The sequence below is a fragment of the Pollutimonas harenae genome (assembly GCF_004153685.1).
In the GTDB taxonomy this organism is placed as follows: domain Bacteria; phylum Pseudomonadota; class Gammaproteobacteria; order Burkholderiales; family Burkholderiaceae_B; genus Pusillimonas_C; species Pusillimonas_C harenae.
Map to the genome: position 1 here is coordinate 1,291,337 of NZ_SDQD01000001.1, position 15,161 is coordinate 1,306,497.

The 15,161-nt window shown below is 57.6% G+C and carries 16 protein-coding genes; 10 read left to right on the plus strand and 6 right to left on the minus strand.

Annotated elements, in window-relative coordinates:
- Positions 1-25: 25 nt before the first annotated feature.
- Complete coding sequence (locus ERD84_RS06085; protein ID WP_245150615.1) at positions 26-538, minus strand: MarR family winged helix-turn-helix transcriptional regulator; 513 nt, start codon at positions 536-538, stop codon at positions 26-28.
- 214 nt (positions 539-752) lie between these two features.
- Here ERD84_RS06085 and ERD84_RS06090 point away from each other — a divergent pair, with 214 nt between their 5' ends.
- From ERD84_RS06090 to ERD84_RS06115, 6 genes are all read left to right on the plus strand, one after another.
- Positions 753-3,092, plus strand: a complete 2,340-nt coding sequence (locus tag ERD84_RS06090; protein WP_130038699.1) for a bifunctional salicylyl-CoA 5-hydroxylase/oxidoreductase — start codon at positions 753-755, stop codon at positions 3,090-3,092.
- Positions 3,089-3,877 carry an SDR family NAD(P)-dependent oxidoreductase gene (locus ERD84_RS06095; protein ID WP_130038700.1) on the plus strand — a complete coding sequence of 263 codons (789 nt, stop codon included), beginning with the start codon at positions 3,089-3,091 and terminating at the stop codon, positions 3,875-3,877. Before ERD84_RS06090 ends, ERD84_RS06095 begins: the two co-directional genes overlap by 4 nt.
- Before the next feature lie 67 nt (positions 3,878-3,944).
- Positions 3,945-4,775 carry an enoyl-CoA hydratase family protein gene (locus ERD84_RS06100; protein WP_130038897.1) on the plus strand — a complete coding sequence of 277 codons (831 nt, stop codon included), beginning with the start codon at positions 3,945-3,947 and terminating at the stop codon, positions 4,773-4,775.
- Complete coding sequence (locus ERD84_RS06105; RefSeq protein ID WP_130038701.1) at positions 4,776-5,954, plus strand: acyl-CoA dehydrogenase family protein; 1,179 nt, start codon at positions 4,776-4,778, stop codon at positions 5,952-5,954.
- Between the two features lie 30 nt (positions 5,955-5,984).
- Positions 5,985-7,643, plus strand: a complete 1,659-nt coding sequence (locus tag ERD84_RS06110) for an AMP-binding protein (protein ID WP_130038702.1) — start codon at positions 5,985-5,987, stop codon at positions 7,641-7,643.
- Position 7,644: 1 nt separating this feature from the next.
- Complete coding sequence (locus ERD84_RS06115; RefSeq protein ID WP_130038703.1) at positions 7,645-8,052, plus strand: RidA family protein; 408 nt, start codon at positions 7,645-7,647, stop codon at positions 8,050-8,052.
- A 178-nt stretch (positions 8,053-8,230) separates the two neighbouring features.
- On the opposite strand, the gene hemL is transcribed toward ERD84_RS06115, so the two are convergent.
- From hemL to thiD, 3 genes are all read right to left on the minus strand, one after another.
- On the minus strand, positions 8,231-9,508 hold the full coding sequence (hemL, locus tag ERD84_RS06120) for a glutamate-1-semialdehyde 2,1-aminomutase (RefSeq protein ID WP_130038704.1): 1,278 nt from the start codon (positions 9,506-9,508) through the stop codon (positions 8,231-8,233).
- Between the two features lie 69 nt (positions 9,509-9,577).
- Positions 9,578-10,228, minus strand: coding sequence for a thiamine phosphate synthase (thiE, locus tag ERD84_RS06125; RefSeq protein ID WP_130038705.1), 651 nt, complete (start codon positions 10,226-10,228; stop codon positions 9,578-9,580).
- A complete protein-coding gene (gene thiD / locus ERD84_RS06130; RefSeq protein ID WP_130038706.1) occupies positions 10,225-11,019 on the minus strand; it encodes a bifunctional hydroxymethylpyrimidine kinase/phosphomethylpyrimidine kinase in 795 nt (264 codons plus the stop codon). Before thiD ends, thiE begins: the two co-directional genes overlap by 4 nt.
- Before the next feature lie 113 nt (positions 11,020-11,132).
- Here thiD and ERD84_RS06135 point away from each other — a divergent pair, with 113 nt between their 5' ends.
- From ERD84_RS06135 to ERD84_RS06150, 4 genes are read left to right on the plus strand one after another with little or no spacing between them, the layout of a single operon-like run.
- On the plus strand, positions 11,133-11,297 hold the full coding sequence (locus ERD84_RS06135; RefSeq protein ID WP_073102607.1) for a rubredoxin: 165 nt from the start codon (positions 11,133-11,135) through the stop codon (positions 11,295-11,297).
- 39 nt (positions 11,298-11,336) lie between these two features.
- Positions 11,337-11,930: a YqgE/AlgH family protein gene (locus tag ERD84_RS06140; RefSeq protein ID WP_130038707.1), complete on the plus strand. Its 594-nt coding sequence runs from the start codon at positions 11,337-11,339 to the stop codon at positions 11,928-11,930.
- Entirely contained in the window at positions 11,923-12,327 is a 405-nt protein-coding gene (gene ruvX, locus ERD84_RS06145; RefSeq protein ID WP_130038708.1) for a Holliday junction resolvase RuvX, read from the plus strand. The genes ERD84_RS06140 and ruvX overlap by 8 nt, the downstream gene beginning before the upstream one ends.
- 14 nt (positions 12,328-12,341) lie before the next feature.
- Complete coding sequence (locus ERD84_RS06150) at positions 12,342-13,094, plus strand: lysophospholipid acyltransferase family protein (RefSeq protein ID WP_130038709.1); 753 nt, start codon at positions 12,342-12,344, stop codon at positions 13,092-13,094.
- Here the strand turns inward: ERD84_RS06150 and ERD84_RS06155 are convergent.
- Positions 13,088-13,933 carry a symmetrical bis(5'-nucleosyl)-tetraphosphatase gene (locus tag ERD84_RS06155; protein ID WP_130038710.1) on the minus strand — a complete coding sequence of 282 codons (846 nt, stop codon included), beginning with the start codon at positions 13,931-13,933 and terminating at the stop codon, positions 13,088-13,090. The genes ERD84_RS06150 and ERD84_RS06155 overlap by 7 nt on opposite strands.
- Entirely contained in the window at positions 13,930-15,108 is a 1,179-nt protein-coding gene (lptG, locus tag ERD84_RS06160) for an LPS export ABC transporter permease LptG (RefSeq protein ID WP_130038711.1), read from the minus strand. Before lptG ends, ERD84_RS06155 begins: the two co-directional genes overlap by 4 nt.
- Positions 15,109-15,161: the final 53 nt, after the last annotated feature.

The window sequence follows — 15,161 nt, forward strand, 5'->3', positions numbered from 1 at the left end:
TTTAACCCGGTAATCAGTGGAAAAATCAGTTTCGGCCCGAGAGCTGGGGTTGTGCCAGCAGCTTCAGTTCGCCTAGTGCTTCGAACAGGTTGTTACGGCTTTTTTCCGAGAGGCCCCCGAGCATGGCCCGTACCCATTCTTCATGCGATTGTGCCATTTTCCGGAAAATGCGCTTGCCCTTGGTGGTGAGGCGGATCAATGAGCTGCGGCGATCGCTGGCTACCTTCACGCGTTCTACCAACCCTTCTTTTTCGAGCTGATCGGTGATGCCTGTGATATTGCCATTGGTCACCATCATGTGCCGTGATAATTCGCTCATTTTCATGCCACCAGGCACGCGCAGCAATTGCGCCATGAGATCAAAGCGGGGCAGGGTGGTTTCGTATTCGGTGCGCAGACGGCTGCGCAGCTCGCTTTCTATCAGATTGCAGCAGGTGAGCATGCGTAGCCACAGGCGCAAATCTTGATGGTCTTCGGGCGCTGCGCGGCTTTCCAGATCGGGCACATTGTGTGCGGGCCCTGGAGCGATGGGGGGCATGGAGTGACTCATAAGCGGTAGCGGCGGTATCCCGAATGTTGTTGTGGCATCGATAGTTTAATCTTCAATTACATTTTCGTGGGAAATGTCCGGCGTGAACAAAATATCTTGCAAGTCATTTTCTTTGACTATATAGTTTAAGCTTAAAGAATATCTGCATAAGGCCACGCTGCATAGTGCACATGGTTGGCAAAGTGGAATACCCGGAGACGACATGAACATCGTATGCATAGGCGGCGGCCCGGCAGGTTTGTATTTTGGCCTGCTGATGAAATTGCATGATCCCGGCAATGAGGTCATCATCGTCGAGCGCAATCGACCCTACGATACCTTTGGCTGGGGCGTGGTTTTTTCAGATGCCACGCTCGATAACCTGAAGCAGGCAGATGCCATTTCTGCAGAGCAGATCAGTGCGGCCTTCAATCACTGGGATGATATCGAGATCCACTTTAAAGGCCAGAGCCTGCGCAGCAGCGGCCACGGCTTCATAGGCATAGGCCGCAAGAAACTCTTGAATATCCTGCAAGAGCGTTGCGAGCAGTTGGGCGTGCGCCTGGTGTTCGAAACCGACGTGACCGACGACCAGGCTATTGCCGAACAATATCAGGCGGACCTGCTCATAGCGTCCGATGGCTTGAACAGTCGCATACGCACCCGTTACACCGAGACTTACCGCCCTGACATCGACACCAGGCAATGCCGATTCGTCTGGCTGGGCACTCACCAGACTTTTGACGCCTTCACCTTTGCCTTTGTGCAAACCGAGTACGGCTGGTTCCAGGCGCATGCCTATCAGTTTGAGCCTGGCATGTCGACATTTATTGTTGAAACCCTGGACGAAACCTGGAAGGCGGCGGGGTTGGACACCATGAGTCAGGAAGACGGCATAGCCTATTGCGAGCAATTGTTTGCGCCGTGGCTGGATGGCAATGCATTGATCTCCAATGCCGGTCACTTACGAGGTTCCGCCATCTGGATACGTTTTCCGCGTGTCATTTGCGACACCTGGGTGCATCAGCAAACCCTGCCTAGTGGCCACAGCGTGCCCGTGGTCCTGATGGGTGATGCGGCGCACACGGCGCACTTTTCCATAGGCTCGGGTACCAAGCTGGCACTGGAAGATGCCATAGAGCTGCATGCCTCACTCAAGGCACATCCGGGTGATGTGCAGGCCGCACTGACTCACTACCAGGAAGTGCGTAGTGTCGAGGTCCTCAAAATCCAGAATGCTGCAAGAAACTCCACAGAATGGTTTGAGAACGTCCAGCGTTATGCTCAGCTCGAGCCGCAGCAGTTTGCCTATTCCCTGTTGACCCGTTCGCAACGCATTTCGCACGAGAACCTGCGGTTGCGTGACGCAGCCTGGCTGGCCGATTACGAGCGTTGGCTGGCTGTCAGGGCGGGCATGGCGCCAGATGGCCAGCCTGCCGTACCGCCCATGCTCACCCCTTATAAGGCACGCGACATCCGTCTAAAGAACCGGATTGTGGTGTCTCCTATGGCCATGTATTCCAGCGTAGACGGTATGCCTGGCGATTTTCACCTGGTGCATCTGGGCAGCCGGGCCATGGGCGGAGCCGGTCTGGTCATGGTCGAGATGACCTGCGTGTCGCCCGAAGCCCGCATTACGCCGGGATGTCCCGGCTTGTGGAATGATCAGCAAATGCAGGCCTTCGCGCGCATTGTGGATTTTGTGCATCAGAACAGTGATGCGCACATAGGCATGCAGCTGGGCCATGCCGGACGCAAAGGTTCGACACGGGTCAGTTGGGAGGGCACCGACATGCCGCTCGCCGAAGGCAACTGGCCGCTGGTCTCCGCTTCGGCCCTGCCTTATATCGAAGGGGTGTCGCAGGTGCCGCAAGCCATGTCGCAAGCTCAAATGGATCAGGTCTGCGAGCAGTTTGTGCAAGCGGCGCAGCGAGCGGCGCAAGCAGGCTTTGACTGGCTGGAGCTACATTGCGCGCATGGCTATCTGCTGTCCAGCTTCATTTCGCCACTGACCAATCAGCGCAACGACGAATACGGTGGCTCGCTCGAGAACCGCCTGCGTTACCCATTGCGTGTGTTCAATGCCATACGCGACGTCTGGCCGCAACACCTGCCAATGTCAGTGCGTATTTCGGCGCACGATTGGGTAGAAGGCGGGATTACCGCCGACGATGCCATACAGATTGCCATGCGTTTCAAAGAGGCGGGAGCCGACTTGATCGACTGCTCTTCCGGACAAGTCAGCAAGGCCGAGCAGCCCGTATATGGCCGCATGTATCAAACACCTTTTTCCGACCGCGTGCGCAACGAAGCGGGGATACCCACCATTGCGGTCGGTGCCATCTTCGAGGCCGACCATGTCAACAGCATTATTGCGTCGGGGCGTGCTGACCTGTGCGCGCTGGCACGGCCCCATCTGGCTGATGCCGCCTGGACCTTGCGTGAATCGGCCCGTATAGGCTGCACCGAGGTGGACTGGCCGCGTCAGTACTTCCCGGCCAAGAAACAGCTGGAAACCAATTTTGAACGGGCCGCTGCCTATGCGCAGCCGGTAGGCAAATGAGCACCGATAAAGTATTGGCAGGGCGTCACGCGCTGGTGACCGGCGGATCGCGTGGCATCGGCTATGAAACTGCCCGACGTCTGGCCGAGTTGGGTGCGCGTGTCACGATTACGGGGCGTGATGTGGCTGCATTGGCGCTGGCGGCAGACGAACTTGCCCGCTATGGCGACATACACACCGAGACGGGTGATGTGGCGCAAGGCGATGATGTCCAGCGTGTCTTTGACCAGGCCAGGCAGCATGGCGGTCCCATAGACATACTGGTCAACAATGCCGGGCAGGCGCTTAGCCAACCCTTTGAAAGAACAGACTTCGCCGCCTGGCAGCAGATGCTGGCCGTCAACCTGACAGGTGTCTTCCATTGCATGCAGGCTGCTTTGCCTGATATGCGAGAGAACGGCTGGGGGCGCATTGTGAATATTGCGAGTACCGCCGGCCTGATCGGCTACCAGTATGTCAGTGCCTATTGTGCCGCCAAGCACGGTGTTGTCGGACTGACGCGAGGGGTTGCCCTGGAAACCGCCAAGCAGGGGATAACCGTGAATGCGGTGTGCCCGGGCTATACCGAAACCGATATTGTGCGCGATGCCGTCAGCAATATCAGCCGGAAAACCGGCCTGACGGCCGAGCAGGCCCAGGCCAAACTGGCCAACCGCAATCCGCAGGGCCGCCTGGTTCAGCCGCAAGAAGTGGCCGATGCCGTGGCCTGGCTATGCAGTCCCGGCGCAAGTTCCGTAACGGGCCAAGCCATCCCTGTCGATGGTGGGGAAGTGATGGCGGGGTAAAGCACACCCAAGTCCCGTTAGCTACAGAACACAAAGGAGATCTACATTGGAATCAGTCGTACATACCATGACGCATCACAAGCGTCCTTATGCCGATTACCAGGCCCAGCACTTTCTGTGGTCGGTGTCGGCCGATGGCAAGCTCGCCACGCTCACTTTGAACCGGCCCGATCGCAAGAATCCATTGACCTTCGATTCCTATGCCGAAATCCGCGACCTGTTTCGCGGGTTGGCATATGCCACCGATATCAAGACGGTGGTGGTGACTGGTGCGGGTGGCAATTTTTGCTCGGGTGGCGATGTGCACGAAATCATCGGGCCACTCACCAAAATGAGTATGCCCGAGTTGCTGGACTTCACACGTATGACGGGTGATCTGATCAAGGCTATGCGCGCCTGCCCTCAGCCTGTGGTGGCCGCTGTCGATGGCATATGCGCGGGCGCCGGGGCCATGATCGCATTGGCAGCCGATATGCGGATAGGTACGCCCCAGGCCCGGACAGCCTTTTTGTTCACGCGTGTAGGCCTGGCGGGTGCCGATATGGGAGCCTGCACGTTGTTGCCCCGCATGATAGGTCAGGGCCGGGCGTCAGAGCTGCTCTATACCGGTCGGGCCATGAATGCCGATGAGGGTCTGGCATGGGGATTCTTCAATAGTTTGCATGAGTCCGGCGCCGTGCTGGATGCGGCCCAGGCTCTGGCTCGGCAATTGGCCGACGGACCGACCTTCGCGCATGGCATCACCAAGAAGCTGCTGCATCAGGAGTGGAATATGGGCGTGGACGAGGCCATAGAGGCCGAAGCCGAGGCACAGGCCATTTGCATGCAAACCAAAGATTTCCGGCGTGCCTATGATGCCTTTGTGGCCAAGCAGAAACCGGTATTCGAGGGTGATTGAATGAGCGATACGCGTTGGCTGGATTGGCCTTTTTTCGAAGAGCGTCATCAGCAATTGGCAGCCCAGGCGAACGCCTGGTGTGCCCAGGCATTATCGAATATAGACCACAGGGACACCGACCAGGCCTGCCGCACGCTGGTGGCCGAGTTGGGCCGTGCCGATTGGCTGCGCGTGGCAGTTCCCTCAGGGCCTGACGGTCTATGGGGTGGCCGCTGGCCGCAGATCGACTCGAGGTCTGTCTGCATTATGCGCGAAACGCTGGCCCGTCATGATGGTCTGGCGGACTTTGCCTTTGCCATGCAGGGTTTGGGTAGCGGCGCGATCTCCATTGCGGGCAGTGATGCCTTGCGGGAAGCATATCTGCCCAGCGTTGCCAGAGGCCAGGCCATTGCCGCCTTTGCCTTGTCAGAACCTGATGCGGGCTCTGATGTGGCTGCCATGACGTGCAGTGCAACACGAGATGGCGATGACTATGTGCTGAATGGGCGGAAGACCTGGATATCCAATGGCGGTATTGCCGATTTTTATTGCGTGTTTGTGCGTACAGGTGAAGCACCCGGTGCACGAGGCATCAGCGCTTTCGTGGTCGATGCCGATACACCGGGTCTGACGATCGCCGAGCGCATCGACGTGATGGCGCCGCATCCACTGGCGACCTTGAACTTTGACCAGTGCCGGGTGAGCGCCACGCAACGGCTGGGAGAGGCTGGGCAGGGCTTCAAGATCGCCATGATGACGCTGGACATCTTCCGGTCATCAGTGGCTGCCGCTGCATTGGGTTTCGCGCGGCGCGCCCTGGACGAAGCCTTATCACGCGCGACGTCGCGCCGTATGTTTGGGCAGGCGTTGGCCGATTTGCAGCTGACACAGGCCGCCCTGGGCGAGATGGCCTGCGAGATCGATGCTGCCGCCTTGCTGACGTATCGGGCAGCCTGGCTGCGCGACGTAAAGGGTGTCAGGACAACGCGCGAAGCGGCCATGGCCAAGATGGCTGCCACGGAGTCGGCGCAGCGCGTCATAGACCGGGCCTTGCAGATGTTTGGCGGTGCTGGAGTGGTGTCGGGCGCGCCTGTCGAAAAACTATACCGGGAAATTCGCGCCTTGCGCATTTACGAAGGCGCGACCGAGGTCCAGAAATTGATTATTGCCCGCGAGTTGTTGAAAGAACATCAGGCCTGACCGCTACAAGAAAGAATACAGGAGACAACAATGGAAGCATCCGCTTATACAGATACTTTTGCGCGGGACCATCTGCCCCCGCCTGAGCAATGGCCGGAACTGCTGCTCGAGGACAATCCAGATGTCGATTATCCTGCGCGGCTGAACTGCGCCGTCGTGCTGGTCGATGATGTAGTGAGCCGCGGCGATGGCGATCGCATCGCCTTGCGTTGGGTTGAAGAGGGCCGGCCATGCAGCATGACGTATCGTGACCTGATGGCCCTGACCAACCGTATTGCACGGGTCCTGACTGAAGACATGGGACTGCAATCGGGTAATCGCGTGCTCTTGCGCGGACCAAACAATGTGATGATGGCGGCGTCCTGGCTGGCAGCGGTCAAGGCAGGCATGGTGACCGTGCCCACCATGCCTCTGTTACGAGCGGGCGAGTTGAAGAAAGCCATAGACAAGGCCGAGATCAGTGCGGTGTTGTGCGATCAGAGGCTGTCGGAAGAAATAGCGCATTGCCTGGACAAGAACCATGCCGCTTACTGCCCGACTCTCAGTCAGGTACTGTATTTTCATGACCAGAGCCCAGGCAGCCTGGATGCACTGGCAGCCGCCAAACCCGATGATTACCAGGCATGCGATTCGGCCATTGATGATGTGTGCCTGATTGCCTTTACCAGCGGTACCACGGGCAAGCCTAAAGGCTGCATGCATTTTCATCGCGATGTGCTGGCCATGTGCGACACTTTCTCCCGCCATATCCTGACTATGCAGGCGGACGATATTGTCTGCGGCACGCCGCCGCTGGCGTTTACTTTTGGCTTGGGCGGCCTGCTGTGTTTTCCGCTAAGAGTGGGGGCGTCGGTCGTACTAACTGAGAAACTGACACCGGATGAGCTGCTGGCCACTGTCCAGAACTTTGGCGCCACCATGACGTTTACCGCACCGACTTTTTACCGGCAGATGGCCGCCCTGGTCGGTAAATACGATTTGTCGACGCTCAGGACCACAGTCTCGGCTGGCGAATCGCTGCCCGATGCGACGCGCCAGCTATGGAAAGAGGCCAGTGGTATAGAAATGACTGATGGCATAGGGGGCACCGAGATGATTCACGTCTATGTGTCCAGCGCAGGCAAGGACGTAAGGCGTGGAGCCATAGGCAAGGTCGTGCCGGGCTATATCGCACAAGTTGTTGATGAGCGCTTCCACCCGGTCGAGCCTGGCGTGGTGGGCCGGCTGGCTGTCAAGGGTCCGACCGGATGCCGTTATCTGGAAGATGAGCGTCAGCAGGTTTTTGTACAGCATGGCTGGAATTTGCCTGGCGATACTTTTGCTATGGATGAAGACGGCTATTTGTATTACCAGGCCCGTAATGACGACATGATTATTTCTTCGGGCTACAACATTGCTGGTCCGGATGTGGAGGGGACTTTGCTGCTGCACGAGGCCGTGGCCGAGTGTGGTGTGGTGGGCAAGCCTGACCCGGAACGGGGCAGCATAGTGAAGGCTTATGTGGTGCTGAAACCAGGTTTCGAGGGTGATGCGGCCCTGGTGAAGGCTATACAGGATCACGTCAAGGCGGCGATTGCGCCTTATAAATATCCGCGTGAAATCGAGTTTACAGACAGTTTGCCTCGAACGGAGACGGGCAAGCTGCAGCGTTTTGTCTTGCGCACTTTAGCTACTGAACAAGGAAAATAATATGGATATCTTGCAACCGCCCAGTTGGATTGAGCCTCGGGGTTACGCAAATGGGATCATGACGGAAATGAAGGTAGGCAGCCGGTTGTTGTTTGTTGGCGGTCAGGTGGGCTGGAATGAGCGGCAGGAGTTCGAGACGGATGATTTTGCCGAACAGGTGGGGCAGACGTTAAGGAATATTGTGGCTGTCTTGAATGCGGGTGGGGCGGGGCCTGAGCATATTACGCGGATGACGTGGTATGTGGTTGATAAGCGGGAGTATGTGGCGGCGCTGCGGGATGTGGGACGTCATTATCGGGACGTGATAGGGCGCCATTTTCCAGCGATGACTGCGGTGGAGGTGGCGGATTTGATTGAGGATAGGGCTAGGGTGGAGATTGAGGTGACGGCGGTGGTGCCTGGGCATTGAGGTTTGGGTCATCATGCTTGATGAAAGAAACTCATTCTTCACGCTAGGATGCTTTTTTAGGCATCTGTTTTTTTGTTTTTTTAAGAACGGCCTGTGCGACAGGGGCTGTTCCGGCTAGGCGTGCTGCAGCCTTGCCTCCCTCAGACAGCCCCTTTGATGCAATTAAAGTGCAGCTCAATTACAGCTTGGCGAAGACCTCTTCTGCTGCTTCCAGCGTCGCTGCGATCACTGCATCGTCGTGCGCGCCGGAGATAAAGCCGGCCTCGAACGCCGACGGTGCAAAATGCACTCCGCGGATCAGCATGCCGTGGAAAAACTTGTTGAAACGCTCGACATTGCAAGCGGAGACTTCAGCGAACGACGTAGGAACGGACTCTGAAAAATACAGACCGAACATCCCGCCTACATAGTCCGTGCTCATGGCCACCCCTGCGGCGGCGGCTCGCTGAGCCAGGCCTTCTGTCAGCTTGCGATTCTGCTCGGCCAGCCTGTCGTAAAAGCCGGGTTCAGCCAGCAGTTTCAAAGTGACCAGACCCGCAGCCACGGCTACCGGATTGCCCGATAGGGTGCCTGCCTGATAAACGTTGCCCAGCGGGGCGATGTGTTCCATGATGTCGGCCCGACCACCAAAGGCGCCCACTGGCATGCCGCCGCCAATTACCTTGGCCAGCGTGGTCAGGTCGGGGGCGATGCCGGTCAGCCCCTGGACGCCTTGGGGACCTGCGCGGAAACCCGTCATGACCTCGTCAAAAATCAGCAAGGCGCCATATTGGGTGCACAAAGAGCGCAGTCCTTCCAGAAAGCCCGGCTGTGGTTTGACCAGGTTCATATTGCCTGCGATGGGTTCCACGATAATGCAGGCGATGTCTGAACCATGCTGCTTGAATGCTTCTTCCACCGCCTCCAGCCGATTGAAATCCAGTACCAGCGTGTGCTTGATGAATTCGGGCGGCACGCCGGCCGAGGTAGGGTTGCCGAAGGTCAGCATGCCCGATCCGGCCTTCACCAGCAGGCTGTCGGCGTGGCCGTGATAACAGCCTTCGAACTTGATGATTTTGCTGCGGCCCGTAAATCCGCGTGCCAGCCTGATGGCCGACATGGTTGCTTCTGTGCCTGAGCTGACCAGCCGGACTTTTTCTATGGATGGAAGGCGCGCAACAATGGCTTCTGCGATCTCGATCTCGGCTTCTGTCGGTGCGCCGAAGGACAAGCCGTCGATGGCTGCCTCTTGCACAGCACGGATGACCTCTGGATGAGCGTGGCCCAGAATGGCTGGCCCCCAGGAGCCCACGTAGTCAATGTATTGCGTATCTTCGGCATCCCAGACATAGGGCCCTTGGGCTCGCTTGATGAAACGAGGCGTTCCGCCCACCGAACGGAAAGCCCTGACGGGAGAGTTCACGCCGCCGGGGATGGTTTGGCAGGCGCGTTCAAATAATTCAGTATTGCGGGACATAATTCAGGACTCTATGCGGAAAAATGAAGGTCGAGGACAATAGGATAGCAAGCGCGGCTGGAGCCGGCCTTAGTCGAACAGGATTTTGCATTGGGCGGCTGTGGCCTGGATGTTGCTGCTTTCGAACAGACCGCTGATGAGGGCGATGCTGTCGGCCCCGGCATGAATGAGCGGACCCGCGTTATCGGCGGTAATACCGCCTATGACGACTACCGCTGCGCGAGGCTGCTCTTTACGGCTTTCGACCAGCATGCGGCCCTGCTCTATATGCTCTAGTGTCGCACGTACTGCATCAGGCTTCACCCGAGAGGGGTACATGGCACCAAAGGCAATGTAATCGACTCCTGCCGCCAGGGCGGGTACGGCCAGCGCGGGTTGGTTATAGCATGAACAGCCTATGATTTTTTCAGGCCCTAATGCCAGGCGGGCTTCGGCAAGGCTGCCGTCGTCGCGTCCGATATGCACGCCGTCAGCATTGATCAGTGCAGCCAGGCGCCAGTCGTCGTTGACGATGGACACCACTTGCAACTGCCGGCAAGCGTCGATTACCTGCCTGGCCTGGGCCAGACCCGCTTCGGGCGAGGCCGTTTTTCGGCGCCATTGCAGTGCGGCCATGCCGCCACGTGCGGCGGCTGCGATGGCTTCAAGCAGCTTGTCAGTGTCGTCCCATTCAGGCGTAACGCCGTATAAGCCCTGTGGAAATCGTAAGGACAGACTCATGATGCGGACCGGTTGATCAGGCGGTGACCCATGCCTGGTTGAAAAGTGCGTGCTGTCAGCGGTGTGGAGAGCTGAATGGCTGCCTCGACCGCCTGCGGCACCTTGTGGCCCATAGCCAGTTGGGCTGTGATGGCGCAAGCCAGAGGGCCGTCGGGGTCGGCCAGGCGCGCTACGGGAGGCTGCCAATTCCAGCTGGAGGTTTCATTGCCAGCCCCTTGCAGCAGGTAGCTGCCATGGCCGGGACGCAAGGGGGCGCCGGAGGACAGGACCCAGTTGGCGCCATATTGCAGCAAGGCCTGGACCGGCGTACCTGCATGTGCCAGAACACCCTGGTTTTCCCATTGCGCAAGCAAATGATGATCCGCCACTACAATGTCGGTCTGCGGAAGCAGCAAATCCAGAATAGCCATTTGCAGCGTTTCGGTATCCAGGTCTTCCAGCAAGGACTCGTCGGGGACGGGAGCCAGATGCAGGACCAGGGGCACGTGGTTGTAATCGGCAGCGATCTGGGCTAGTACACTTACGGATTCGGGCGTGTACAAAGGTCCTATTTTGATGGCTTGCACGTTCATGTCTTCGAGCAGGCAGCGGGCCTGGTCGTCGATCAGTTCGGGAGCAAGGGGCTGAATATCTTCGGTGCCAGCTGTGTCTCGCACCAATGTGGCCGTCAGGGTCGACAGCGGATGGCAGCCCAACGAGGCGCAGGTAACCGCGTCGGCAGGCAGGCTACTCGACCCGCTTGGGTCAAAAGGGCCGAAAATAAGTACAAGTGGCGGAGTGGGGGCTTGCACGGCGGTAATATCCAAGTATTGCTATTGGGTTTGGCAGTATCGTCCCCATTCTAATAGAAGGATGCGGAATCCGCCGGATTCCCAATTTATACATTTCAGTGAGTAACAATAAAATGCGTACATGGATGTGTCTGATTTGCGGTTGGATATATGATGAGGAAGCTGGCTTGCCTGAAGAAGGCATTGCGCCCGGAACCCTCTGGGAAGACGTCCCGCCCAACTGGGTTTGTCCGGAATGCGGGGCCCGTAAAGAAGATTTTGAATTAATAGAGGTCTAAGCATCGAGGCAGTCATTGCTACTTTCTGGAGAGCGCGTCGTGAACTCATCAGCTAAGCAGTCCGACGCAACATCCAGCGTCAATTTTTCCCAACAACTCTTGCTGGCCATGCCGGGCAAGGTGTCGGGCAATCTGGCTAACACCGTTATTTACGTATGCGAGCACACCGATCAGGGTGCGCTTGGTCTGGTCATCAACAGACCTACAGACCTGACTGTCGGTGGTCTCTTGCAGCGTATTGACCTGGATTTGTCGCTCGAAATCGGTCCTGTCCAGGATTCCCCGGTGTATTTTGGCGGGCCGGTGCAAACCGATCGCGGCTTTGTGTTGCATGCGCCTGTGGGTGGCTATAGTTCCAGTATTCAACTGGGCGATGTGGCGCTCACGACTTCTCGTGATGTCTTGCAAGATGTGGCGCAGGGCAAGGGGCCCGAACAATTATTGATCACCCTGGGTTATGCGGGCTGGGGTGCCGGACAACTAGAAAGCGAAATGTCGCAAAATGCCTGGCTGAACGTGGGCGCTACCAACGACATTCTGTTCAAGACGCCGTCCGAAAACATGTACCAGGTTGCATTGGCCCAGCTGGGCATCGATCCACTGATGCTGGCGGGCGAAGCGGGCCATGCCTGACAGCACCTTGCTCGCCTTCGACTACGGCACGAAAAAAATAGGCGTGGCCATAGGCAATACATTGACCCGTCAAGCCCGGCCACTCGATATTCTTTTTCCTGTTACCCGTGAGCAGCGATTTGCAGCCATTGCCAGCTTGTTGAACGAATGGCAGCCCGATAAGGTGGTAGTGGGCCTGCCTTTGGCCACCGATGGCTCAGAGCAGTATGCCAGCTTGCGATGCCGCCGTTTTGCCAACCAGCTGCATGGTCGCTTTGGTGTGGAAACCGTGTTGGTTGATGAGCGGGGCTCCAGTATGGAGGCCCAGCAAATGCTGGGTAATAATACAGACGACGACGCCGTAGCCGCAGCGGTTATCTTGCAGCGCTATCTCGATGGGCTTGCCCAGTCATCATAAACAAAGGGATCGGATTGGGGATTTTGCTTTTCTTGCTGCGCGTGAGCTGTGTTGCGATACTGATTCTTTTTGGCTTGCTATTGGTGGTCCTGGTTTTTCCGGTGGCTTCACTGCAGATACGTACGGCTATGAGCCTGTATTGGTCGCGCTTGTTGATGCGCGTTTGCGGGGTCAAAGTGCGAGTGCGCGGCGAACCCCTGCGGACGGGGGCTGTGCTGTGGGTAGTCAACCATGTGTCCTGGGTAGATATCTTTGTGCTTAACAGTATTCGTTCCACGGCGTTTGTGGCCAAGAGCGAAATCAGGCGCTGGCCGATGATCGGATGGCTGGTGGCCGGGGCCGGTACGGTGTTTATCGAGCGGGGCAACCGCAACGCTATCCGAGCGGTCGCCGAGCAAATGAAGGGTCGTTTCAGTCAGGGCGAGGTTGTCGGTTTATTTCCGGAAGGAACCACTTCCAGCGGTTTTGATGTCGGTCCCTTTCACTCCAGTTTGTTCGATGCGGCGCTGCGGGCTCATGTAGATGTCCAGCCAGTCGCCTTGCGATTCTTCCATCGCGGCCAACGCAGCGATTACAACGCCTTCGTGGGCGAGCAGAATCTATTGCAAAACCTCTGGTACTTGCTGGGTACGACCGGGGTGGTCGTCGACGTTGCCTTCCTCGAGGCCATGTCGGCCGATACCTGTGAGCAGATGGGGCGCAGCCAGGTCGCCGCGCGTGCCCATCATGTCATACGGCAGGCAGTGATTGGCAAAGCGGATCAGTGACGCCCAGGACTTTGATACTGCTTGCAGGCGACCTGCACCACTTTATGGTCGCTCATGCGGACAGCGGTCAGTTCCCTGCCCCATATGCAGCCCGTGTCCAGACAGATCGCATCGGGTCGTAGCATCAGGCCCAGTGTTGACCAGTGCCCGAATACGATGGTGTCTTGTTGCGCGACGCGGCCCGGTACATCGAACCAGGGCATGAGATGAGGGCTGGCGACCGGCGCCTCTTTGTGCGAGAACTCCATATGTCCGTCCGCAGTGCACATGCGCATGCGGGTCAGGGCATTGACAATCACCCGTAGCCGTTCGTCGCCGCGTAGCTTGTCGTCCCAATATGTGGGCTCGTTGCCGTACATGCGCTCGAGCATGTTTTTCCAGTCGGGACCTTGCAGGGCCGATTCGATTTCCTCCGCCAGCATGAGCGTTTTTTCAACACTCCAGGCGGGCAGTACGCCGGCATGGACCAGCAGATGGCCTTGCTCGTAGTGAGCCAACGGGCGGTGCCGCAACCAGGTAATCAGTTCTTGTGAGTCGGGGGCGTCCAGAATGTCGTGAATGGTGTCTGATTTACCTGGCTTTTTGATGCCGGCAGCGATGGCAAGGAAGTGCAGGTCGTGATTGCCCAGTACGGTAGTGGCTCGGTCGCCCAGGGCCATGACACGGCGTAGTGTACCCAGAGAGTCCGGGCCTCGGTTGATCAGATCACCGGCGAACCAGAAGTGTGTGCCAGGGTCGTCAGCAATATCGGGATGCGTCAGCAGGGCTTGCAAGGGGGAGCAGCAACCCTGGAGGTCGCCGACCATCCAGATGTTGCCGCCTGAGTCAGTAGTGGTCATACAGTGGACTTGCTCCACGGCCAGCGTGTTTGATTGAAGCGCCGCACATTATGCTGGTTCTCCATGAGCGTCAGGGCGCCCAGGGCCAGTCCCAGGGCACCCAGGTTGGGCAGCAGGGCAGTTACCCAGGGAGCCCACTGATTGAGCATGCCCACGTTCAGTGCCAGCTGGTTCAGCATGAAGAAGCCCACACCCAGCAAAATACCGATAAAGACTTTGCTGCCAACGCCGCCGCGCCGTGTTTGCATGAAGCTGATGGGGGCAGCAATGGTGATCATTACCAGCAAGGTAAACGGATAGGCCATTTTGCGCCACAGGGCGACGATCTGCCTGTCGGTTTGCAAACTATTGTTTTCCAGATAGTCGATGTAGTCCAGCAGAACGCGTATGGACATGCGTTCGGGCGTCAGGACCCGGGCGATCAGCCTTTCCGGCGTCAGGCTGGTTTTCAGCGTGCGTTTGGGCAATGTTTCCAGGAGTGTAAGCGGCCCATCGGGCTGGACTGCGTTAGCCAGAGTGGAAAGTGAGTTTGCTTTGACAGTGGTTTGCTTCACGTCGCTAAGCACTAAGGTACCGTCAGTAAACTGTCCTTGCTTGGCGGTCGAGAAGCGAGCCAGTTCTTGCCCATTCTTGAACTCGTACAGGGTGATGTCGGCGACATTGCCGCTGGATTTGAGTTGCGCAATATTGATGATGCGTGTCCCGTCTTCGTTGTCCGACTCTTTGAACCAGTATCCGCTGTTCAGGCGGCCGCCACCCGCTTTGCCCAGCAGGGTCAGGCTGGCCTCGCTGGATTTGATCTCGGCGGCTGGCGTAATGATTTCGGACAATATGAAAGCCCCAAATACCAGGGGAATAGTCACGATCCAGAGCATGGTCAGCAATTTCATGCCGCTGACGCCGGAAACCCGCAAAATGACCAGTTCATTGCGCTGCGCCAGCCCCGCAAGCGCCAGAATGGCGCCGATCAGTAGGCCTATGGGCAGAAGATCGTATAGCGTTGTAGGCAAAGCCAGAGCCTGCATGTAAAACAGGTTCAGCAGTGTGAACTGGTTGCTTAGGTTGTCGAGCTCTTCGATCAGAGCAAAAAAGGTGAACAGGCCGATCAGCGCCATCAGTACCACCATGGTGGAGCGATAGATTTCTTTGGCGAGATAACGGCGGGCAGTGCGCATGAAAATGGTTTGGTGCCTGAACAGGACAGCACAGATAAAAATGCAAGCTTAAC

Excerpts from the sequence above, each read along its gene's own strand:
- lptG (WP_130038711.1), bottom strand. The coding sequence starts at position 15,108 with ATGCGCACTGCCCGCCGTTATCTCGCCAAAGAAATCTATCGCTCCACC.
- ERD84_RS06105 (WP_130038701.1), top strand. The coding sequence starts at position 4,776 with ATGAGCGATACGCGTTGGCTGGATTGGCCTTTTTTCGAAGAGCGTCAT.
- thiE (WP_130038705.1), bottom strand. The coding sequence starts at position 10,228 with ATGAGTCTGTCCTTACGATTTCCACAGGGCTTATACGGCGTTACGCCT.
- hemL (WP_130038704.1), bottom strand. The coding sequence starts at position 9,508 with ATGTCCCGCAATACTGAATTATTTGAACGCGCCTGCCAAACCATCCCC.
- ERD84_RS06090 (WP_130038699.1), top strand. The coding sequence starts at position 753 with ATGAACATCGTATGCATAGGCGGCGGCCCGGCAGGTTTGTATTTTGGC.
- ERD84_RS06085 (WP_245150615.1), bottom strand. The coding sequence starts at position 538 with ATGCCCCCCATCGCTCCAGGGCCCGCACACAATGTGCCCGATCTGGAA.
- ERD84_RS06100 (WP_130038897.1), top strand. The coding sequence starts at position 3,945 with ATGACGCATCACAAGCGTCCTTATGCCGATTACCAGGCCCAGCACTTT.
- ERD84_RS06155 (WP_130038710.1), bottom strand. The coding sequence starts at position 13,933 with ATGACCACTACTGACTCAGGCGGCAACATCTGGATGGTCGGCGACCTC.
- ERD84_RS06110 (WP_130038702.1), top strand. The coding sequence starts at position 5,985 with ATGGAAGCATCCGCTTATACAGATACTTTTGCGCGGGACCATCTGCCC.
- ERD84_RS06095 (WP_130038700.1), top strand. The coding sequence starts at position 3,089 with ATGAGCACCGATAAAGTATTGGCAGGGCGTCACGCGCTGGTGACCGGC.
- ERD84_RS06115 (WP_130038703.1), top strand. The coding sequence starts at position 7,645 with ATGGATATCTTGCAACCGCCCAGTTGGATTGAGCCTCGGGGTTACGCA.
- ruvX (WP_130038708.1), top strand. The coding sequence starts at position 11,923 with ATGCCTGACAGCACCTTGCTCGCCTTCGACTACGGCACGAAAAAAATA.
- ERD84_RS06135 (WP_073102607.1), top strand. The coding sequence starts at position 11,133 with ATGCGTACATGGATGTGTCTGATTTGCGGTTGGATATATGATGAGGAA.